Genomic DNA, 21,523 nt, shown 5'->3' on the forward strand with positions numbered 1-21,523 from the left:
CCCCCCCCCCCCCCCCCACCTCCCCCCCCCCCCCCCCCCCCCCCCCCCCCCCCACCCCCCCCCCCCCCCCCCGACGCCCCCCCCCCCCCCCCCCCCCCCCCCCCCCCCCCCCCCCCCCCCCCACCCGCGCGTCAGCGGCCGGAGCGGATCAGCGCCCGGACCATCCGGCACGTCGTGTCGGACGGCGGGTGCACTCCGATCAGCTCCGCCGTGCTCCGTATCTTGCGGTCGGGCGCGTGCTCCGGCTGGTACACACCCGTGTCGAGCAGCGCGATGGCCAGGCGCATCGCCTTGAGGCGCCTGTTGTGCGTCTCGTACCACGCACGTGGACGCCCGGCGGGGAGCGGCACCTTTTTCAGGGACATCAGGGACAGCTGTTGCGGGGCACGCGAAGTCAGTACGGCAGCGGCCATGGGCATCCTCCTGGGCAGTCGGGAACCCTCACGAACTGCCTCAATTTTACTGCCCACCACTGACAATCGCCGCTGCCAACCGCAGCTGACCGAAGGGGCTTTGAGCAGGTCACAGCCGTATCGGCGGTACCTTGTCCCCCATGGAGATCTGGATCAACCCCGCCTGTTCCAAGTGCCGCAGCGCCGTCGAACTGCTCGACGCCGAGGGCGCCTCGTACACCGTCCGCCGCTACCTCGAAGACGTGCCGTCCGAGGACGAGATCCGGGCCGTGCTCGACCGGCTCGCCCTCGAACCGTGGGACATCACGCGCACCCAGGAGGCCGATGCGAAGGAGCTCGGGCTCAAGGAGTGGCCGCGCGAGTCCGCCTCGCGCGACCGCTGGATCGCGGCGCTCGCCGCGCACCCCAAGCTGATCCAGCGGCCGATCATCACGGCGGAGGACGGTACGGCCGTGGTGGGCCGCACCGAGGAGGCGGTACGGGACGCGCTCTCCCGGTGAGGCCTGGGGGCCCCGCCCCCTTAACGAACCCGCTCGTCCGTCCCCGCCACCTTCCGCGCGGTGACGTTCAGGCGGTTCCACGTGTTGATCGTGAAGATCAGCGCGAGCAGCCCGCCGAGCTCCTGCTCGCTGAACTCCTCGGCGGCCTCCTCGAACACCTCGTCGCTCACCTCGCCGTCCGCGATCAGTGTCACCGCCTCGGTGAGGGCGAGCGCCGCGCGCTCCTGCGAGGTGAAGAAGTGCGCCGCCTCGCGCCACACGCCCACCATGTGCAGGCGCTCCGGGTTCTCGCCCGCCTTGTGCGCGTCGCTGACGTGCATGTGGAGGCAGTACGCGCAGTTGTTGATCTGCGAGGCCCGTATCTGCACCAGCTCCACCAGGGCGGGGTCGAGGTGCTCGGTGGCCGCAATGTTCATGGCGATGATCGCCTTGAACGCCTTCGGGTTGGCCTTGGCGAAGTCGATCCGTACGGGGTTCTGGGCGGCGGCCCGGGCGATGGTCTCGTTGATGTCGGTCGTCTTCGGGGCGATCTGCGTCGTCGTCATGATCATTAATCTACGGGGTCGGGCGACCGGCCCACAGGTGCATTTCCGGGGCGGAAAGGTGGGTCAATTTCCGGACCCCGAGCCCGCCCCCCGAGCCCGTCCGACCCCGTTCCGTTGTCATACTTTCGGGCGAAACAATTGGTACTCAACGGGGAGGATCCCCCCGGAAACCCTCGCCCTTCCCCAGCTGCCGCTCCGCGTCCGCCAGCACCTCCGTCACCCGCGCCCCGAACCCCGCGTCGCACGGATGCGGCGCCCCGCCGCGCACGGCGTGCAGCAGCGCGTCCAGGGCAGCCGCGAACGCCCCGTCCACGCCGTCCGGCTGCGGCATCGCCACCACGCCCGGCTCGCCCAGGAACTCCACGCCCACGCCCGCCACGGCCTCGGGCGCCGTGAAGCCGAGCGTCACCGTGGCGGAGGCGCCCGAGGCGTGGCGCAGGATCAGATGGACCGTGTCGCCGGGGCCGGGCGCGGCCGTCACCGCCGTCACCTCGCCGAGCACCGGCACCAGGACCGACAGGGCGTGCGGGCCGACGTCCCAGAGCGCGCCCTTCTCGCGGCGCCAGGGCGAGGCGGCGTACGGGCTGGGGGCGGCGCCGGGGGTGAACAGCGCGCCGAGCCAGTGCGCGCGGCCGGTGAACCAGCCGTCGAGCGCGGCCCGGCTCTCGATCCATCCGGCCGTACCCGGGTCGAAGCGCAGGGTGAAGAAGACCACGGAGGCGACTCCTGCCCGCTCCGCCGCGTCCGCGACCTCGCGCGCGCGGCCGGTGTCCGTGGCGACCGGCTTGTCGAGCAGCAGATGGCACCCGGCCGCCGCCGCCCGTACCGCGAGCGGCGCCTGGACGTCCGGGGGCAGGGCGGAGGCGACCGCGTCGCAGGCCGCGAAGAGCTCGTCCACGTCCCCGTACACGGGGACGGAGTGCTCGGCGGCGAGCGCGGCCGCCACCTCGGGGCGGCGCCCCCACACGCCGGCGAACTCGACGTCCGGGTGTGCGGCGAGCGCGGGCGCGTGGGCGGCGACGGCCCACGGGCCGGTGCCGAGGAGTCCGATCCGAAGGGGTGCGGGGCGGGCGGCGGTGCCGGATGCGTTGGTCATACGGACAAGTGTGCTCAGCGCGGCGAACAAAATCGGCGCGATGAAGGAAACCTGAGTAACACCGGGTTCACAAACGGGCAACGGACGGGAAATCCCGGGATGTGAGGCTGCCCGCAACAGCCGCGGCGCCCCGCACGGCGCCCCACCGGCTTCCGCACCACCAGCAGCTCCCGCAAAGGATGGCTTCCGTGACGTTCAAGGCTGAGTACATCTGGATCGACGGCACCGAGCCGACGGCCAAGCTCCGCTCGAAGACCAAGATCATCGCGGGTGTGCCCGACGGCGCCGAGCTGCCGGTGTGGGGCTTCGACGGCTCCTCCACCAACCAGGCCGAGGGCCACGCCTCCGACCGGGTGCTGAAGCCGGTCTTCTCCTGTCCGGACCCGATCCGCGGCGGTGACAACGTCCTCGTCCTGTGCGAGGTCTTCGACATCGACGGCACCCCGCACGAGACCAACACGCGCGCGCTGCTGCGTCCGCTCGCCGAGCGGTTCGCCGCGCAGGAGCCGATCTTCGGCATCGAGCAGGAGTACACGTTCTTCGACGGCGCCCGTCCGCTGGGCTTCCCGGTCGGCGGCTTCCCGGCCGCGCAGGGCGGCTACTACTGCGGTGTCGGCGCCGACGAGATCTTCGGCCGCGAGATCGTCGAGAAGCACCTCGACCACTGCCTCGCCGCGGGTCTGAGCATCTCCGGCATCAACGCCGAGGTCATGCCCGGCCAGTGGGAGTTCCAGGTCGGCCCGGTCGGCCCCCTGGAGGTCTCCGACCAGCTGTGGATCGCGCGCTGGCTGCTCTACCGTACGGCCGAGGACTTCAACGTCTCGGCGACGCTCGACCCGAAGCCGGTGAAGGGCGACTGGAACGGCGCGGGCGCGCACACCAACTTCTCCACCAAGGCGATGCGCGAGGGCTACGACGCGATCATCACCGCGTGCGAGTCGCTCGGCGAGGGCTCCAAGCCGATGGACCACGTCAAGCACTACGGCGCGGGCATCGACGACCGCCTCACCGGCCTGCACGAGACCGCCCCGTGGAACGAGTACTCGTACGGCGTCTCCAACCGCGGCGCCTCGGTCCGCATCCCGTGGCAGGTCGAGGTGGACAAGAAGGGCTACATCGAGGACCGCCGCCCGAACGCGAACGTCGACCCGTACGTCGTGACCCGGCTGATCGTCGAGACCTGCTGCACCGGCCTGGAGAAGGCCGGCCAGGTCTGAGCCGGACCCGGCTCGCAGGAACCGTCCCGGAGGGCGTCCACCGCACACGCGGTGGGCGCCCTCCGGGCGTTGTGGCAGGGCTGGGGCCTGTCCGGCGGATCCGGCCGGCCTCGGCCCTGGGCGCCTTTTCGCCGCGTGCCGACCAGATCCGCAGGACAGGCCCTGGTTCCGGTCACCGTGCGCCAAGGTTCCGTATCAGCCTGTGGGAGGGCGCTGCTCAGCGGCGGGAGGATCTGGTTGAATGGGCGCATGGCCAGCTACCCGAACCCCGCCACAGGTCGCAGCGACCTGGAGCCGTTCTGGCCGTCTCGTCAGGACCACGACTTCGACCGGGTGTGTTGCCGCGCGATGAACGCGCCGGCCCTCTAAAGCCTCCCTGAACCGAAGGCCTTCGGCCCGCGCGCAACGACGTACGTCCCCTGCCGACGACTCCGCGCGAAAGAGCTGACCTGTCATGGCGAACGCCCGTACCTTCCCCGCCTCCGCCGCGACCGCTGACCGCCCCGGTCCCGCACCCCTGGGACGCCATCGACTCCGTGCCGTCGACCGCGACGAGGTCGCCGCCACCGGCACGGTCGCCGACTTCCTTCCGCCGGGCGCCACTTGGCTGCCCGCGCCCCAGCACACCCTGCCCGCGCTGCCCGGCCGGCCGCCGATGGTCGGCTATCTGGTGCTCGTCCCGGCCGACCAGCAGCCGCTGCTCGCCGCCGAGCCCGGGCCGGTCGCCGAGGAGCCGTACGCGGACGCGGCGAGCGGCGGCGACGCGCTCGTGCGCATCGACACGGTCCGCCGGACCGCCGAGGTCGACGGGCGCGTGCTCGACCTCACGTACCTCGAATTCGAGCTGCTCGCCCATCTGGTGGCGCACCCTCAGCGGGTGCACACCCGCGACCAGTTGGTGACCACGGTGTGGGGGTACGGCCACGTCGGCGACGGCCGGACCGTGGACGTCCACGTCGCCCGGCTGCGCCGCAAGCTGGGCACACAGCACCGCCACGCGATCCAGACGATCCGGCGGGTCGGGTACAAGTACGCGCCCTGATCCGCCCGTACGCGCTCACCGGGCTGCCCCCGGCACGGACCTCCGTGCCGGGGGCAGTCCCTTTTCCGGGCTGAATACCAGGTCAAGGGGTGTACGTAGGTACACCCCGGGCTGGGGGGACCGGCCCCGTGACCGCGCCCGGGTGGTGCGGCGAGACTGGGGACCCGGAAGAGCGATGCGAGGAAGAGGACGACGATGATCGTGACAAAGGCACGGGACGCCCTGGTGGCGGCCCGGCGCGGGTCGGTGCTCTCGGCGTCGGGCGTCGTCGTCTCCATCACGCTGTTCACCTGGGCCGTGGTGTCCATCGCGCTGATACCCGTCGGCATCGGCGTGCTGACCACCCCGCACGTCCTGAAGCTGGTGCGCGACCACGCCAACCGGCACCGGGTGTGGGCGAAGGAGTGGGCGGGCGTGACCATCCCCGTCCCCTACCGCCCGCTCCCCCGCGATCCGCGGTCCGGGGTGACCGGGACGGTCGAGCGGTGCGGACTGCTGCTGAAGGACCCGGCGACCTGGCGCGACCTCCAGTGGATGTTCACCGACATGACGGCCGGCTTCCTCATCGCGATCCTGGCGCCCGTGCTGCCGCTCTACTTCGTGTACGGAATCGTGCTCGCCGCGGGCGTCTGGGAGCCCATCGACCGGGCGGGCGGCGGCGAGTGGTTCACCTTCCTCCACATCACCTCCCAGTCCACCGCCAACATGGCCGTCGCCCTCGGCGCCGCCTACGCCCTCCTCGGCCTCTTCGTGAACCCGGCCCTGATCCGCGCCCACTTCCGGCTCGCCGCCCTCTCCCTGGCGCCGACCCGGGAGCAGGAGCTCGCGCTGCGGGTGGAGCGCCTCACCGAGACCCGGCACGACGCCGTGGACACCTCGGCCGCCGAACTGCGCCGCATCGAGCGCGACCTGCACGACGGGGCCCAGGCCCGGCTCGTCGCCATGGGCATGAGCCTGGGCACCGTGGAGGCGCTGATCGAGAAGGACCCCGCGCAGGCCAAGGCGCTGCTCGTCAAGGCGCGCGAGTCGTCCGCCGAGGCGCTCACCGAACTGCGCGACCTGGTCCGGGGCATCCACCCGCCGGTCCTCGCCGAACGCGGCCTCGGGGACGCGGTGCGCGCCCTGGCGCTGCGCCTGCCGGTGCCGGTCGAGTGCGACGTGGACCTGCCGGCCGGGCGCGCCGAGGCACCGGTCGAGTCGGCCGCGTACTTCGCGGTCAGCGAGGTCCTCACCAACGCGGTCAAGCACGCCGAGGCCGACCGGATCTGGCTCGACCTCTCGTACGCGAGCGGGGCACTGCGCATCTCGGTCACCGACAACGGGCGTGGCGGGGCACGGGTGGGCGGCGGCTCGGGGCTGAGCGGCCTGGAGCGGCGACTGGGTACATTCGACGGCGTCCTGGCCGTCAGCAGTCCCGTGGGCGGCCCCACCATGGTGACCATGGAGATCCCTTGCGCGTTGTCCTAGCCGAAGATCTCTTCCTGCTCCGCGACGGGCTCGTACGGCTCCTTGAGGCGTTCGGCTTCGAGATAGTCGCGGCGGTCGAGAGCGGGCCCGAACTGACCAGGGCCCTGGCCGAGTCGGACCCGGAGGTGGCCATCGTCGACGTACGGCTGCCGCCCACGCACACCGACGAGGGCCTGCAGTGTGCGCTGGCCGCCCGGCGGGCCCGGCCGGGGCTGCCGGTCCTGGTCCTGTCTCAGCACGTGGAGCAGCTGTACGCGCGCGAGCTGCTCGCCGACGGGAACGGCGGGGTCGGCTACCTCCTCAAGGACCGGGTCTTCGACGCGGAGCAGTTCGTGGACGCGGTGCGCCGGGTGGCGGGCGGCGGCACCGCGATGGATCCTCAGGTGATCTCGCAGCTCCTGACGCGCAGGTCCCGGGACGAGCCGCTGGGCGGCCTCACCCCGCGCGAGCGGGAGGTCATGGAGCTGATGGCGCAGGGCCGCTCCAACGCGGCGATCGCGCAGCAGCTGGTGGTGACGGAGCGGGCGATCGCCAAGCACACGTCCAACATCTTCGCGAAGCTGGGGCTGCCGGTTTCCGACGATGACAACCGGCGGGTACTGGCCGTGCTGGCTTATCTGGAGCGAGCGTGACCGTTTCACGGGTGCGGATTCTGTTCGGCTGCTGACCGTGGGGGGCCGGTCGCGCCCACGCGGCGGAGCCGCCTATGTCACAGCCCCGCGCCCCAAGGGGGTGGGGTGGGCCGGGACCGCGAAGGACCGCCATGGCCGCCCCCAGCCCCGTTCCCACGCGTGGGTGGCGCGGGAGCGGGCCCCCGGCGGGTTAGCCTGGCCGGAATGAACCGCATGAACACGCCCTGGGGCCCGTACGACCTGACCCGCTTTCCCGAGGACCCGCGCGATCAGCTGCGGGCCTGGGACGCCGCCGACGAGTACCTGCTGCGGCACCTGGAGGACACGGACCTCTCGGGGTCCGTGGTGGCCCTCGGTGACCGGTGGGGCGCCCTGACGACCGCCCTCGCGGCCCGGGGGGCGGGCTCCCTCACGCAGATCAGCGAGTCCTTCCTCGGCCAGGAGGCGACCCGGGCGAACCTGGCGCGGGCGGGGGTGGCGGAGGACGCCGTCACGCTGCTCTCGACCCACGACGAGCCGCCCGCCCGGGTGGACGTGCTGATCGTCCGCGTACCGAAGAGCCTGGCCCTCCTGGAGGACCAGCTGCACCGGCTCGCGCCGGGCGTGCACGCGGACACCGTGGTCGTCGGCACCGGCATGGTGAAGGACATCCACACCTCCACGCTGAACCTGTTCGAGCGGCTCCTCGGCCCGACGAAGACCTCGCTGGCCGAGAAGAAGGCCCGGCTGATCTTCTGCGAGCCGGACCCGGAGCTCGCCCGGCCGGTGAACCCGTGGCCGCTGACGTACTCCCTGGAGATGGGCATCGGCCCGGCCTCCGGGCTCGCCGTCACCAACTACGCGGGCGTGTTCTGCGCCGACCGCCTCGACATGGGCACCCGCTTCCTGCTCCAGCACCTGCCCGCCCGCTCCGGCCCGGACCGGGTCGTCGACCTCGGCTGCGGCAACGGCATCGTGGGCACGGCGGCGGCGCTCGCCAACCCCGAGGCGACGGTGGTGTTCACGGACGAGTCGCACCAGGCGATCGCCTCGGCGCGGGCGACGTTCCGGCTCTGCACGGGCGCGGCCCGGGAGGACAACGCCGAGTTCCGCCTCGGCGACGGGCTGAGCGGGTTCCCGCCGGGCACGGCCGACCTGGTGCTCAACAACCCGCCGTTCCACACCCATCAGGCCACCACGGACCGCACCTCCACGCGGATGTTCACGGACGCGCGCGAAGCGCTGCGGCCGGGCGGCGAGTTGTGGGTCGTGGGCAACCGCCACCTGGGCTACCACCTCAAGCTCCAGCGGCTCTTCGGCAACAGCGAACTCGTCGCCAGCGACCCGAAGTTCGTGGTGCTGCGCGCGGTCAAGCGCTGAACGTCCGATCCGGGCGACCGGTGTTTCTGGAGATACCTACGAAATAGCCGGGGCGTTGAACGCCCCACGCGCCCCATGCGTATGGAACGACGCGCTGCTTCAAGCGAAGGAGTTCCATGGGACGCTCAATACGAAAACGGCCGACCTTCCCCCGGCGGATGACGATGGCCGCCGCGGCACTGTTCATCGGCGGGGGCGGCCTTGTCGCGGTGAATGTGTACGCCTCGGCCAGTGACGACCCGGGGAAGGCCCAAGTACGGGCCGCCCCGGTGCGGAATGTGTCGACGATCGACTGCCCGGACGTGTCCAACAGCCTGCCGGACGTGCCGGATTCGGCCCGCCCCGAGGTGGACCGCGAACTGGCCGCCATTGATACGCAGATCACCGACGCATACGAGAAGTTCGCCTCGAACAAAGACCGTGTCGACCGGGATCCCGGATACGGCCAGCAGGTCGTACTCGATCCGCTGAAGGACAAGCGGACGGCCTCGCTCGACCGGATCGCCGGCGCCGTCGGCCGCGGCGGCGGACGGCAGCCGCAGGGAATGCAGGGGCTCGCCCCGTGCACCCTGCGCGCCGACGACAGCGGCGGAGGCGGCCAGGGAGCCGCCCAGGCGGCCGGGCAGGCCCAGGGCCAGAACCAGGGCCAGGGCCAATGGCCGGGCCAGGGCGGCCAGGGCCAGAACCAGGGCCAGGGACAAGGACAGAACCAAGGGCAGGGCCAAGGTCAGGGCCAGGGCGCCGGTGGTCAGGCGCAGGGCGTTGGGAACGGGCCCGCGAAGAGCGACTTCGTCGACATCCGGTCCGTACAGCCGAATGTGCGGACCCCCCGCACCCAGCGCAACGGCTCGACCGGCCTCTTCACCAGTAGTTGCGGCGTCAACCAGAATGCGAAGCGGAATCCGGACAACGTCATCGTCGCGCCCGGTGTGAGCAATGGCGCCCACCATATGCACGACTATGTCGGAAACCAGGCGAACGACGCCTTCGCCAGCGACGCCGTTCTGGCCAATGGCGGTACGAGCTGCCGCAATCAGGGCGACAAGTCCACGTATTACTGGCCCGTAGTGCGTCTGCAGAACGGCCAGAACGAGAACGACGCCAACGCGGACGGCGGCGGCAAGGACAAGAACGTCGGAAAGATCCAGACGCCCGTCCAGGTCACCATCAAGTTCGCCGGAAATCCGGTCAGCAAGGTCACCGCGATGCCGCGCTTTCTGCGGATCATCACCGGCGACGCGAAGGCATTCACCAACGGCAACGCGAATGCCAACGCGTCCTGGAGCTGCACCGGATTCGAGAACCGCCAGCTCAAGGACAAATACCCGATCTGTCCCCAGGGCAGCAAAGTAGTCCGCACCTTCAATTTCCAGAGCTGCTGGGACGGGAAGAACACGGACAGCGCGAACCACCGGACGCACGTCGCCTTCGCGGGCAAGAACGGTGCGTGCGCGCGCGGCTTCAAGGCGATCCCGCAGCTCCAGCAGCGGATCGTGTACGCCGTGCCGCCGGGTCCCGGGTTCGCCGTCGACTCGTTCCCCGAGCAGCTCCACAAGCCCGTCACCGATCACGGCGACTTCATCAACGTCTTCAGCGATCAGCTGATGAGGAAGGCGGTGACCTGCATCAACACGGGGCGCAGCTGCGCCTGACCGACAGGGCGCGCACGCGCCTGGAAACCCGCTCCCCCTGATTGGCTCCCCCGGGTCACCCCACCCGGGGGAGCATCCCCTGCGCGGTCAGCTCATGTGGTGGTGTCCGGAATGGTTGGTCCCGGTCTCGACACTGCCACCGAGCCGGCCGCGCAGCGCGTTGACCACGTTCTCGTCGCCGACGGCGACCCACTTGCGGCCCACCAGATAGGCGCCGCCGTAGTCCTTGGCGCCATTGATCCACTCCCGCTGGCCGCGGTCCGTGGCGAAGGTCGCCAGGACATAACGGCCGTCCTTGGTGTCGCAGTTGGCCTGCCGGAGCTCGGCCGCGTTGGTGGAGATCTTCGGCTTGCAGGCGGCCTGGGCCGCGATCTGTTCGAGGGTTCCGCCGGCCGTCTTCGGCGCGTCGTGGCCGTGCCCTCCGCAGCCCGCGGCTAGGGTCACGACCGCGGCCGCCAGGGCCGCTCGTACAAGAGTGCGCATGCGTCCATCGTGCCTTCAAACACTCTCTCCCCGTGGGCGTTTGGCCATTTCAGTGGCCCCATTGCCCGGCACCCGCCGCGCCGTTGACGTGCGCTCCGCACGCGCCTGTTGTCACCCCAACAACACGAGGAGCGCCGAGCCCATGACCGAGCTCCCGAGTCCCTCGAACGCGTCGAGACGTACGGTGCTGAGCATCGCGGGAGCCATCGGCGCCGGGGCCGCGGTCGGGGCGGCACCCCCCGCGCACGCGGCCCCGGCACCCTCCGCAGTTGCACACCTGCTCGACACCGGACCCGCCCGGGACACCCTCGTCCGGCTCGTGCCCGAGCACGCCGACCGGATCCCGGCTGATCCCGCTGCCCGACGGCGGCCCCGACCGCTTCCGGGTCACCGGCCGGCGCCTGCTCGACGGACGCCGGGGCGAGCCGTCAGACGGTAGGCACGGTGACGGTGCCGGGGACGGCCGCCGTCCAGGACGCGGGGCTGTTCATGAGTGCGGCCAATGGGGGCAGTGGGGCGCGGGGGACGGCGGAGTTCCGGGGTTGGGCGGTGGTGCAGGGGGTGTTGTTACGTTTCGGGGCGGATGGGGGCACACATGGACGAGTCCAGGCCATGTTCCCCGCCCCCTCTCCCCCTGTACAGGAGTGCGTCCGCCCATGACCGCGATCCCCGCCACCAGCGTCGCCAACCTCCGCGATCTCGGCGGTACGCCGCTCGCCGGGGGCCGTACGGTCCGGCCCGGCCTGGTCTTCCGGGCCGGGGCACTCGAACGGTTCGACCCGGGCGGGGACCCGGCGGTGGCCGGGCTCGGGATCCGTACGGTCGTCGACCTCCGTACGGACGCCGAGCGGGCCGAGCGGCCCGACCGGCTGCCGGACGGGGCGCGGCTCGTCGTCGCGGACGTGCTGGCGAACGCGGTGAGCGGGTCCGGGGCGCCGGCTGCCGCACAGCTGCGGCACGTGCTGGCCGACCCCGTCGCGGCCGAGCAGCACCTCGGCGGGGGCCGGGCACAGGTGGTGTTCGGCGACCTGTACCGGGGCCTGGTGTCGTCGCCGTCGGCCCGGGCCGCGTACCGGACGCTGCTGCTCGAACTGGCGGCCGAGGACGCGGGTCCTGTGCTCTTCCACTGCACGGCGGGCAAGGACCGTACGGGGTGGGGGGCGACGGTGCTGCTGTCCCTGCTGGGGGCGTCGTCGGAGGTGGTGGAGCGGGAGTACCTGTCGGTCAACGGGGCGGTGCGGCAGGCGTTCGCGCCGCTGATCGAGGGGTTCACGGCGCAGGGGGGTGATCCGGAGATCGCGCTCGCGGTGATCGGGGTGGTGCCGGAGTATCTGGCGGCGGGGTTGGGGGAGGTGGCGTCGCGGTACGGGTCGATGGGGGCGTATGTGCGGGAGGGGTTGGGGGTGGGGGAGAGGGTGGTGCGGCGGCTCCGCTCCCGCTTGGTGGATCCCCCCACCCCGCCCGTTCCCTGAACCCTCCGGGGGTGGGTGGGGTTGAGGCTCGCTTCCCGAGGGCTACGCCCCCGGCCCCCCGTTGCGGGGCCTGCGACCCCTGCACCCCGCTTCGGGGCTCCGCCCCCGGACCCCGTGCAGGGGGTGGGTGGGTTACCTGGGCTCCGCCCCCGGACCCCGTGCAAGGGGTGGGTCGGTTACCTGGGCTCCGCCCCCGGACCCCGTGCAAGGGGTGGGTCGGTTACCTGGGCTCCGCCCCCGGACCCCGTTCGTCTGCAGGTCGCCTTGGGCTGGTCGCGCAGTTCCCCGCGCCCCTGGAGGGCGGGGCCTGCGGCCCCTGCACCCCGCGTTCGGGGGCTCCGCCCCCGCCCCTCTCCTCAAACGCCCGAGGGCTGAAATGTGGCCAGGCCCCGTTCTGTCTTCAGGGGCGCGGGGAACTGCGCGAGCAACCACAGCCGACCCGCAGACAAACACCGGGCCGAAAAAGGCCGCGGGGAACTGCGCGACCAGCCGAACACAACCCGCAGACGGACACCGGGCCGAGAAGGGCCGCGCCCCCACCGGGCCCGCAGACGAGCCCGCGACCCGCACCCCGGTGACCATCCCACGATTCGCTCGTTTTGCTGAACGTGGCCCCGCCCCAGGACATCCTCAGCCGTCCCACCCCCATCGGCATCGAGCAGGCCGAAGCCGCTCTCGTCGAGCACTATCCCCGGCTGACCCGGCTCGCCTATCTCGTGCTGCCGCCCTCCCTCGGGCGCAACCGGCGGGTGCTGACCGCGCACGCGCTGGTGCAGCGGTCGCTGCCCAGGAAGCACGGGGGTGCCCAGGCCGCGATTCCGGCGCCGCGGCACGGGGATCCGGGGTACGGGTTCGTGCGGCGGCAGGTCGTGCGGCAGGCGCTGGAGGCCGGGCTGCCGCTGCGGCGGCGGGCCTGGCCCAAGCGGGCGCAGTTGCCGCCGGTGCTGCCGCAGGTGTGGGGGCTGCGGCTGTTCCCCCGCTCCGGCGGGGCCGATGAACTCGCCCTGGACCAGCGGCTCTCCGCGCTCAGCGGACCCGCAAGAGCCGCCTTCGTACTGCGCGGCCTCGACCGGCTCAGTGACGCCGAGGTACGGAAAGAGCTCGATGCCCTCGGGGTCGAGGACCCCGACGGCGCCGTCGAGGAGGCGGGAGACCCGGGGGACGGTGCCGCGCTGCTCGAAGCCGCCGAGTTCGACCCCTGTTCCCTCCAGGCCCGGCCCCCCGACCTGATGCGCCGCCGCCAGCACCTGCGCGCCGCCCTCGTCGCCGCCGCCGCGCTCATGGTCTGCGGCACGCTCCTGGGGCTCCCGGGTGACGGCTGGGGGCCGGACGGGGCGGCCGCACCCCCGTACGCCCGCAATCCCGCCGCCGAGGCCGCCCTCGACCCGGCGCGGGTCGTCCGGGTGGACGGCGCCGTGTGGCGGACCTCGGCCCGTACCGACTTCTCCGTCTGGCCCGCCCGGGGCTCCCTCACCGGCGACTCCGCGCTGCTGCGGCGCGCGCTCGCCGTCTGGGCCCGGCCGGGCCGTTCCGTGCAGGTCTCGGCCACGCCGGGGACGCCGTCGGGGCCGCCGATGGGCGCGCCCCAGCTGCTGTACGCGGGCCGCGTCGACAGGGTCTCCGCCGTGCTGTTCTACGACGGCCTGCGGGTCGCCCGGTACGCGGAGCCGGTGGACGGCACCTCCGGCGCCGCGCTCGACTTCGCGCGCGTGGACGGCACCGACGCCGCCTCCGCCGGGGCGCTCGTGGTCGGCCGCACCGACGGCAACGTCCGCTATCTGACCGCCCCCTGGGTGCGCGAGGCGGCCGTACGGGACCTGCTCGACCCGTCCGCCGCGCCCCGCCCGCTCCCCCGCGACCGGGACGGCGTGACCTCCCCGCTGGTCTCACCCGCCCAGGCCCGCGACTGCACCTCCTGGGACGTGCTCCAGCTGCGCGACGACTCGGCCGGGCGGCTGCTGACCGACCTCGGGGAGCTCGCGCCCGCCCGGCTCACCTGGGGGCCGCCGGACACGCCCAAGGACGTCACGGGCACCGCCGCCCGCGAGGCCTGGGCCCGTACCGCGTGTCTGCTGCCGACCGTGCGCTCGCACGGCGTGCGGACCGTGAACGCGTGGCAGTTCGCCAGGCAGCAGCTGCCCGAGGCCAACGGCACGGCCGCCTGGCTGTGCACCCGGGCCGACACCTGGTCCGGCACGGACAGCCGGGTGCTCGCCCAGTTCCAGGCGCCGGGCGCCGGGAAGGCCACGGCGGGCGCGGTGGCCGCGCGCGCCGAGAACAGCGCCGCCTGCGGCACGCACGAGCCGCGTGTGCTCGCCGGGGTGCTGTGGAAGTCCCGGGGCGGGCACTGGTACGTGCTGGCGGCCGGCAGCGAGGACCTGGCCCGGGTGGCCGTCTCCGGCGGCGTCGACGCCGCCGAGCGCGGCCATCTGCTCGCCGTGCGCACCCAGGAGGGCGCCCGGGCGCAGCTCGAAGGCCGCCTCGCGGACGGGACCGGGGTCGCCGCCCTGCGCTGAACCCGTGGACACCGGTGACCGGTTCCGTACGAACAACTCCTCGCACAACCCTGTTGCCAGACGTCTACCCGTCAGTACATTGACGCCATGTCTAATACGCCGCAGCCCGCTCCGGTGGTCTCGGAGCACATAGAGCTCAAGGCCCGGAACGTCTCGTTCGAGTGGGAGAAGACGCCGCTCCACTGGGTCCCGGGCGACCCGTTCACCGGCCACACCATCAATGTGCTGCACCTGCTGCTCCCGGCGGGCGAGCGCTGGTTCGTGCACGTGTACAAGCAGGTGCTGCCGTACATCCGCGACGATCGGCTGCGCGAGGACGTCATCGGGTTCATCGGGCAGGAGGCCACCCACTCGGCCGCCCACGACGACGTGCTCCCCCACCTCAAGGCGCTCGGCCTGGACCCCACCCCGTACACCGCGCAGGTCGACTGGCTCTTCGAGAAGCTGCTCGGCGACCGGACGCTGCCGCCGGGGCGGGCGCGCGAGTGGTGGCTGATGGAGCGGGTCGCCACGATCGCGGCGATCGAGCACTACACGGCGTTCCTGGGCGACTGGATCCTCAACGCCGACTCCCTGGACAAGCGCGGCGCCGACGCGGTGATGCTGGACCTGCTGCGCTGGCACGGCGCCGAGGAGGTCGAGCACCGGTCGGTCGCCTTCGACCTGTTCATGCACGTGGACGGCAGTTACCGGCGCCGGGCCCGGACCTGGGCGACCGCGTTCACCGCGCTGGTCTTCCTCTGGCAGCGCGGCGCCCGGTTCTTCATGGAGAACGACCCCTCGCTGCTGGACGGCCGGGCGACCTTCCGGGACTTCCTGCGCGCCGGACGGCAGGGCACGCTGCCCACCGCCGCCGCGATGGCGCGCTCGATCCCGCGCTATCTCAGCCGTACGTACCACCCCTCGCAGGAGGGCTCGACCGCGCAGGCCGTGGCCTATCTGGCGGGCTCGCCCGGCGCCAACGGAGGCCGCTGACATGCCGCGTACGAGGTCCGTGGTCCTGGCGGCCGGGGCGGCGCTGCTCGTGCGGCGGGCGGTGCGCCGCCGTATCGCCGCGTCCCCGCTGTGGCCGATGCCCGCGCTGGAGACGCCCGTATCGGGGCAGGGCGGGCGGCGGGCGCCCTCGCTGCGGCTCACCGTCGCCGAACGGGCCGTCCCCGCCGAGGGCGTGGCGCTGCTGCGGCTGGAATCCCCGGCGGGAACGCGGCTGCCCGAGTGGCGGCCGGGCGCCCACCTCGACCTGGTGCTGCCGTCCGGCCTCATCCGCCAGTACTCGCTCTGCGGCGACCCGGCCGACCGCGCCACGTACACCGTCGCCACCCGGCTGATCGAGGACGGGCGGGGCGGCTCGCGCGAGGTCCACGAGCAGCTGCGGGAGGGCGCCGAACTGGTCGTGCGCGGGCCGCGCAACCGCTTCCCGCTGGCCCAGGCGCCGTCGTACGCGTTCGTCGCCGGCGGCATCGGCATCACCCCGATTCTGCCCATGCTGAGGGCCGTCGAGGCGGCGGGCGCCGAGTGGCGGCTGCTGTACGGCGGGCGGTCGCGGGCCACCATGCCGTTCCTGGACGAGATCGAGAAGCTGGGGGCCCCGGGCGGGCGCGTCACGGTGGTCGCCGAGGACGAGGCGGGGCTGCCGGACGCGGCCGTGTTCCTGGCGGGTTCGGGCGAGGGCGCGGCGGTGTACTGCTGCGGGCCCGAGCCGCTGATGGACGCGGTGGCGGCGGCCCTGCCCGAGGGGCGCGCCCTCCACCTGGAGCGGTTCACGCCCGGCGCGAGCACCGCGCAGCTCGGCACCTTCGAGGTCGAACTGCGCCGCACGGGCCGTACGCTCACGGTCCCGGCGGGCCGCTCGGTGCTCGCCACGGTCCGCGACGAGCTGCCGGACCTCGCGTACTCGTGCGAGCAGGGCTTCTGCGGAACCTGTCAACAGCGGGTCCTGGAGGGGGAGATCGACCACCAGGACGAGCTGCTCACGGACGCGGAGCGGCAGGACTCGATGCTGATCTGCGTATCGCGCTGCCTCGGGCGGAAACTCGTGCTCGACCTGTAGGTACTCTGTTCGCATGACGACCGGGGTGCGGCGCAGGATGGGCGTCGAGGAGCGCAGGCGGCAGCTGATCGGGGTCGCGCTGGAGCTGTTCAGCCACCGCTCCCCCGACGACGTCTCCATAGACGAGATAGCGGCGGCGGCCGGGATATCGCGGCCGCTCGTCTACCACTACTTCCCCGGCAAGCAGAGCCTGTACGAGGCGGCGCTGCGGCTGGCGGCCGACGAGCTGGCGGGCCGGTTCGTGGAGCCGCAGGAGGGGCCGCTGGGAGCCCGGCTGCTGCGGGTGATGGGCCGCTTCTTCGACTTCGTCGAGGGCCATGGACCGGGCTTCGCCGCTTTGATGCGGGGCGGGCCCGCGGCCTCGGCGGGCGGCTCGACCACCGCCAACGCCATGATCGACGAGGTCCGGCACGCGGCGTACCTCCAGATCCTCGCCCACCTGGGCGTCCAGGACCCGCCCGCGCGCCTGGAGTTGGTGGTGCGCTCCTGGGTCTCCCTCGCCGAGTCGACGGCCCTGATCTGGCTGGACGGGCGCCGGATCCCGCGCTCGGAGCTGGAGTTGCAGCTGGTCCACGACTTCGCGGCGCTGACGGCGGTGAGCGCGGCCTATGACGCGGAGATGGCGGCGGTGGTGCTGCGGATGCTCGCGGACGAGCCCGCGGACGGGCCGTTCGGGGACCTGGTGGCCCGGCTGCTGGCGCTCGCGCCCGCCGACGGCTCCGGCTGAGCCGCACCCGTACGGTGAGCGCGGGGCCCGCCCCCGTACCTTGATCACCATGACGACACCGACGGACGCGCTCTCCCCGGGCCTCACCTTCCGCCTCGCCTCCGAGGCCGACCTGGCCACGCTGACCGGCCTGTACGACGGGGCCGCGCGGTGGATGCGGGGCAGCGGCATCGACCAGTGGGCCCCCGGCGAGAAGGACGCGGCGCACTTCCGGCTGCGGATCGACGAGGGCGAGGTCTGGCTCGCCCTGACCGCCGACGGCCGCGCGGCCGGGGCGTACGAGCTGTGGTGGCGGGACGAGCCCGCCTGGGGGGTGCGGCCGCCGGAGGCGGGTTATGTGCACCGGCTGATGACCGACCGCACGCTCGCGCCCGCCGGAACCGGCCGGGCCCTGCTCGCCCACGCCGAGCAGCGCATCGCGGCGGCCGGGCGCGCCCTGTCCCGGCTGGACTTCAAGGCCTCCAGCCCCGGGCTGCGCGCCTACTACGAGCGGGCCGGGTACGCGGTGGCCGGTGAGCAGCCGTTCAAGGAGGGCCGCGGCAGCAACTACGCGGTCGTGCTGATGGAGAAGCGGCTCGGCTGAACCGCGTCACACCAGACCGGTGAGCCGCAGGGCCAGCAGTGCCACATCGTCTTCGCGGCTGCCGAACGCGCTCAGCAGCGCGTCGCACAGGGCGCCGGTGCCGCGCGAGGCGTTCGCGGCCGCGAGCTGGCGCAGCCGCTCCATGGAGAGCGCGAGGTCGGTGCCGCGCGTCTCGATGAGGCCGTCCGTCACCATCAACAGGACGTCGTCGGAGGTCAGTTGGTGGCGGTACGGGTCCGGGTGGTCGAGGCCGAGGCCGAGCAGCGGGCCGTGGACGTCGAGGTAGTCCGCCTCGCCCCGGCCGGGGACGACCAGGGGCGGTATGTGGCCCGCGTTCGCGATCCGGGCGCGGCCGAGCAGCGGATCGATGAGGGCGAGGCAGAGGGTGGCGGTGGCCTCCGGGTGGTAGAGCTGGAGCATCCGGTCGAGGCGGCGCACCAGGACGGCCGGGTCGCGCTCGTCGGTCGCGTACGCCCTTAGCGCGTGGCGCAGTTCGACCATGACGGTGGCCGCGTCGAGCGAGTGGCCGACGACGTCGCCGACCCCGACGAGGAGTCCGTCGGGGGTGGGCAGCGCGGTGTAGAAGTCGCCGCCGATCTCGGCGCGGGTGGAGGCGGGCACATAGCGCACGGCGACGTCGGCGCCGGGCAGCCGGGGCTGGTGCTGGGGCAGGAAGCTGCGCTGGAGGGTGAGCGCGATGTGCCGCTCCTCGGCGGCACTGCGCAGCGACTCGGCGGCCAGCGCGGTGGCCTCGGCGAGATGGGCGAGCAGGGCGCGGGTGTCCTGGTTCCCGGTGGCGTGGACGGGGGTGACCAGACAGACCGGCGGCTGGTCGGCGTTGCTGCGGGCCAGCATCAGCCGGGCGTCGCCGTCCTCCTCGCCGGTCGGCAGCACGCCGGAGGGCCACAGCGGCGCGGGCGCGATCCGCGACCGTACGCCGGTGCAGCCCGCCATGGCCCGCTGGAGCAGCGGGGCCACCGCGGCGGTGGTGCCGGCGTGTTCGCCCCGCGCCGGGCCGCCCGCGTGGAGCGTGCCGTCGGCACCGAAGACGTAGGCGGCGGCCCGGCAGCGGATCAGGGCGGTGACCGCGGCGGCGGCCGTGTCGGCGAGCTCCTGGGGGCAACTCGCCCCGTACAGCGCGGTGGTGGCGGTGGCGAGGCGGGCGAGGCGGCCCGCGCGGGCGTCGGCGTCGTGGCGGAAGCGGGCGCCGCGCAGGGCGGCCCGGACGACGGCCTGGATCTCCTCGGGCTCGACGGGCACGGCGAGGTAGGCCTCGGCGCCCGCGTCCAGGCCCCTGGTGCGGTCGCGCGGGGTGGTGGCCGCGGCCGAGAAGTGCACCACGGGCATGGTGGCGATCTCGGGGTGCGCCTTGATGCGGCGGCACAGTTCGAAGCCGTCCATGTCGGGCAGGCCCACGTCGACCAGGGCCGCGTCGGGCAGGGCGCCGTTCCTGACCCGGGTGTCGAGCTCGACCAGGGCCGCGGCCGCGGTGGCCAGCGGCACCACCCGGTGGCCCGCGCGCCGCAGGACCGCGCCCATGGCGTAGCGGTTGGCGTCGATGTCGTCGACGACCAGTACGGTGGTGTGGGACGGGTTCACGGCGCATCCCCCGTGGGGCCGTCGGGCCCCGGTGGGCGTGGTACGGATCGGGCGGCGGGTACGTCCACACCGTAGCGCGCGGGCCGCCCGCGGAGGCCCCGGGTCAACTTCCCTGTGCGAAATCACCCTTGAGGGCATAGCTGAGGCCTTGGTCGAGCCCGGCGCGCGCCCCCCGGCGGAAGGCGGTGTCGTAGGCCTGGTCCCCGAGGGCGGCCCTGGCCCGGCGCTCGCACTCCTCGCGCACGGCGGTCAGCCTGGGCGCGCCCATCTGGGCCTTGCCGACGGTACGCCAGTACTCCTGCCCGATGCCGAGGACCAGGGCGCCCTCCTCACCGTCGCCCCGGGCGGCCAGCGCGCAGGCGAGCAGGTCGAGGCCGAGGGCGATGCCGAAGCTGTCGTGGAGCAGCCGTTTGCCGGCCAGCATGGCGCGGGCGTGCTCGGCGGCCTCGGTCGCGCGGCCGAGCGCCAGCGCGGTGACGGCGAGCATGTAGTCGGCGTACGCCCGCATCCAGCGCTCCCCCCGGCTCGCGCACTGGTCGCGCAGCCAGGTCCCCTCGGCGGCGGCCTCGCGGTAGCGGCCGAGGTTGTTGAGGGCGTAGACGCGGGCGAGCACGCACAGGGCGAGGCCGGGCGAGAAGTCGTCGTCGGCCGCGTCGATGGCCGGGGTGCACACGTCGAGGGCGCCCTCGGCGTCGCCCGGCATCAGGATGGCGGCGCCGAGCAGATAGGCGGCGCGCAGCCGGGACTCGGGGTCGACGGCGCTCACGCACCGCCTGCCCTGGCGCAGCGCGGTCTCCATGTCGCCCTGGAGGAGGGCGGTCATGCCGAGCGCCCACTCGGCGCCGTCGCGGCGCGGACCGGGCTCGGGGTCGAGGGCGAGGGCGCGCTCCAGGAAGCCGCGGCCCTCGCGCAGGTGCCCGCAGCAGAACCAGAAGAACCAGAGCGAGGAGGCCATGCCGAGCGCGGCGCCGGGGTCGGTGGCCAGCAGGTGATCGAGGGCGGTGCGCAGATCGGCGTGCCCGGCGGCCAGCCGCTCGTACCACTCGACCTGGCCGGAGCCCATCCAGTCGGCCTCGGCGGCGCGGGCCAGGCGGCGGCAGCGCTCGGCGTGGCGCCGGGCCACGGCCGCCTCCTCGCCGAGCTCGCCGAGCCACTGGCGGCCGTACTCGCGGATGGTGTCGAGCATCCGGTAACCGGCCCGGCCGCAGTGCGTCTTGGCCCGTACGACGGACTTGGCGACCAGGCCCGCGAGCGCGGGCCCGACGGCTTCGGGGGCGAGCGGGCCGCCCGCGGCGACGTCCTGGGCGGCTTCGAGGCCGAAGCTCCCGGCGAACACCGAGAGCCGGGCCCACAGCAGCCGCTCCAGCGGGGCGCACAGCTCGTGGCTCCAGCCGATGGTGGTACGCATGGTCTGGTGGCGGGGCAGCCGGGCGGTCCGGGTGTCGGAGAGGACCTCGAAGCGCGAGTCGAGCCGTTCGGCGAGCTGCTCGACGCTCCACATCCGCAGCCGGGCGCCCGCGAGTTCTATGGCGAGCGGGATGCCGTCGAGTCTGCGGCAGACTGCCGCGGCGGCCGCGGCGCGGGCCGGGTTCTCGAAGGACCTCAGCGACAGGTGCGGCACGGCGTCGACGGCACGCTGCTTGAAGAGGGTGAGCGCGGCGCCCTCGGGCGGCAGCGGGGCGAGGGAGAAGACACGTTCCTCCGGGCGGCCCAGGGACTGCCGGCTGGTGGCCAGGACGGTGAGCCCCGGCGAGGTCTGCAGCAGCTCCCCGATGAGGTGGCCGCAGGCGGAGACCATGTGCTCGCAGGTGTCCAGGACCAGGAGCAGCCGTTTGTCGGCGAGCCAGCCGCACAGCGCCTCGGCGGCGGTGCGGGTGGTCTGGTCGGTGACGCCCAGGTGGTCGGCGACGGTGGCGGCGAGCAGTTCGGGGTCGTACAGGGGGGACAGCTCGACCCACCACACCCCGTCGGGACAGAAGGCGCGGCGCTCGCGTGCGGCGCGCAGGGCGAGCCGGGACTTGCCCACGCCGCCCGGGCCGGTGACCGTGACGAGCCGGTGGCCCCGCAACAGGCCGTCCAGGTTGGCCAGTTCCACCGACCGGCCGACGAAGCTCGTGGTCTCCGCTGGAAGATTCCCCAACACGGGCACAGTCTGGACCAGAAACGGCCT

The 21,523-nt window shown here is 73.3% G+C and carries 19 protein-coding genes; 13 read left to right on the plus strand and 6 right to left on the minus strand.

All coding sequences use genetic code 11. The annotated features are described in order from the left end of the window. Window positions 1-131: 131 nt before the first annotated feature. A complete protein-coding gene (locus ACZ499_RS06080; protein WP_468672709.1) occupies window positions 132-413 on the minus strand; it encodes a hypothetical protein in 282 nt (93 codons plus the stop codon). A 140-nt stretch (window positions 414-553) separates the two neighbouring features. Between ACZ499_RS06080 and ACZ499_RS06085 the strand changes: the two genes are divergently transcribed. Further along, window positions 554-913: an arsenate reductase family protein gene (locus ACZ499_RS06085; protein WP_468672711.1), complete on the plus strand. Its 360-nt coding sequence runs from the start codon at window positions 554-556 to the stop codon at window positions 911-913. Between the two features lie 20 nt (window positions 914-933). On the opposite strand, the gene ACZ499_RS06090 is transcribed toward ACZ499_RS06085, so the two are convergent. Together ACZ499_RS06090 and ACZ499_RS06095 are read right to left on the minus strand one after the other, a co-directional pair. After that, window positions 934-1,458 carry a carboxymuconolactone decarboxylase family protein gene (locus ACZ499_RS06090; protein ID WP_468405557.1) on the minus strand — a complete coding sequence of 175 codons (525 nt, stop codon included), beginning with the start codon at window positions 1,456-1,458 and terminating at the stop codon, window positions 934-936. 145 nt (window positions 1,459-1,603) lie between these two features. After that, window positions 1,604-2,554: a Gfo/Idh/MocA family protein gene (locus ACZ499_RS06095; RefSeq protein WP_468672715.1), complete on the minus strand. Its 951-nt coding sequence runs from the start codon at window positions 2,552-2,554 to the stop codon at window positions 1,604-1,606. Window positions 2,555-2,742: 188 nt separating this feature from the next. Between ACZ499_RS06095 and glnII the strand changes: the two genes are divergently transcribed. The 6 genes from glnII to ACZ499_RS06125 all read left to right on the plus strand — a co-directional run bounded on the left by glnII (window position 2,743) and on the right by ACZ499_RS06125 (window position 9,923). Then, a complete protein-coding gene (glnII, locus tag ACZ499_RS06100; protein ID WP_468405561.1) occupies window positions 2,743-3,771 on the plus strand; it encodes a glutamine synthetase in 1,029 nt (342 codons plus the stop codon). Between the two features lie 454 nt (window positions 3,772-4,225). Further along, on the plus strand, window positions 4,226-4,813 hold the full coding sequence (locus ACZ499_RS06105) for a winged helix-turn-helix domain-containing protein (protein WP_468672718.1): 588 nt from the start codon (window positions 4,226-4,228) through the stop codon (window positions 4,811-4,813). A gap of 195 nt (window positions 4,814-5,008) precedes the next feature. Further along, on the plus strand, window positions 5,009-6,280 hold the full coding sequence (locus ACZ499_RS06110) for a sensor histidine kinase (protein WP_468672721.1): 1,272 nt from the start codon (window positions 5,009-5,011) through the stop codon (window positions 6,278-6,280). Next, window positions 6,265-6,912 carry a response regulator transcription factor gene (locus ACZ499_RS06115; protein WP_468672723.1) on the plus strand — a complete coding sequence of 216 codons (648 nt, stop codon included), beginning with the start codon at window positions 6,265-6,267 and terminating at the stop codon, window positions 6,910-6,912. The genes ACZ499_RS06110 and ACZ499_RS06115 overlap by 16 nt, the downstream gene beginning before the upstream one ends. A gap of 213 nt (window positions 6,913-7,125) precedes the next feature. Continuing rightward, complete coding sequence (locus ACZ499_RS06120; protein WP_468672868.1) at window positions 7,126-8,271, plus strand: methyltransferase; 1,146 nt, start codon at window positions 7,126-7,128, stop codon at window positions 8,269-8,271. Between the two features lie 116 nt (window positions 8,272-8,387). Next, the gene (locus ACZ499_RS06125) at window positions 8,388-9,923 is read left to right on the plus strand and encodes a DUF1996 domain-containing protein (RefSeq protein ID WP_468672725.1); all 1,536 of its coding nucleotides are present in this window, start codon (window positions 8,388-8,390) and stop codon (window positions 9,921-9,923) included. A gap of 87 nt (window positions 9,924-10,010) precedes the next feature. Here ACZ499_RS06125 and ACZ499_RS06130 read toward each other — a convergent pair whose 3' ends face one another. Next, window positions 10,011-10,406 carry a hypothetical protein gene (locus tag ACZ499_RS06130; RefSeq protein ID WP_371652356.1) on the minus strand — a complete coding sequence of 132 codons (396 nt, stop codon included), beginning with the start codon at window positions 10,404-10,406 and terminating at the stop codon, window positions 10,011-10,013. Between the two features lie 656 nt (window positions 10,407-11,062). Between ACZ499_RS06130 and ACZ499_RS06135 the strand changes: the two genes are divergently transcribed. The 6 genes from ACZ499_RS06135 to ACZ499_RS06160 all read left to right on the plus strand — a co-directional run bounded on the left by ACZ499_RS06135 (window position 11,063) and on the right by ACZ499_RS06160 (window position 17,754). Next, window positions 11,063-11,878, plus strand: coding sequence for a tyrosine-protein phosphatase (locus ACZ499_RS06135; protein ID WP_468672728.1), 816 nt, complete (start codon window positions 11,063-11,065; stop codon window positions 11,876-11,878). 599 nt (window positions 11,879-12,477) lie between these two features. After that, on the plus strand, window positions 12,478-14,394 hold the full coding sequence (locus ACZ499_RS06140) for a hypothetical protein (RefSeq protein ID WP_468672730.1): 1,917 nt from the start codon (window positions 12,478-12,480) through the stop codon (window positions 14,392-14,394). An 87-nt stretch (window positions 14,395-14,481) separates the two neighbouring features. Continuing rightward, window positions 14,482-15,369: a metal-dependent hydrolase gene (locus ACZ499_RS06145; protein ID WP_468672731.1), complete on the plus strand. Its 888-nt coding sequence runs from the start codon at window positions 14,482-14,484 to the stop codon at window positions 15,367-15,369. A 1-nt stretch (window position 15,370) separates the two neighbouring features. Further along, window positions 15,371-16,444 (plus strand): PDR/VanB family oxidoreductase, encoded by a 1,074-nt coding sequence (locus tag ACZ499_RS06150; protein WP_468672734.1) that lies wholly within the window; start codon window positions 15,371-15,373, stop codon window positions 16,442-16,444. Window positions 16,445-16,457: 13 nt separating this feature from the next. Beyond that, window positions 16,458-17,171: a TetR/AcrR family transcriptional regulator gene (locus ACZ499_RS06155; protein WP_468672737.1), complete on the plus strand. Its 714-nt coding sequence runs from the start codon at window positions 16,458-16,460 to the stop codon at window positions 17,169-17,171. Between the two features lie 49 nt (window positions 17,172-17,220). Continuing rightward, on the plus strand, window positions 17,221-17,754 hold the full coding sequence (locus ACZ499_RS06160) for a GNAT family N-acetyltransferase (protein ID WP_468672741.1): 534 nt from the start codon (window positions 17,221-17,223) through the stop codon (window positions 17,752-17,754). Window positions 17,755-17,760: 6 nt separating this feature from the next. Here the strand turns inward: ACZ499_RS06160 and ACZ499_RS06165 are convergent, their stop codons facing one another. Continuing rightward, on the minus strand, window positions 17,761-19,353 hold the full coding sequence (locus ACZ499_RS06165) for a SpoIIE family protein phosphatase (protein WP_468672743.1): 1,593 nt from the start codon (window positions 19,351-19,353) through the stop codon (window positions 17,761-17,763). A 103-nt stretch (window positions 19,354-19,456) separates the two neighbouring features. Further along, on the minus strand, window positions 19,457-21,496 hold the full coding sequence (locus ACZ499_RS06170) for an ATP-binding protein (protein ID WP_468672745.1): 2,040 nt from the start codon (window positions 21,494-21,496) through the stop codon (window positions 19,457-19,459). Window positions 21,497-21,523 lie beyond the last annotated feature (27 nt).

Source organism: Streptomyces sp. NPDC031265 (assembly GCF_055570295.1).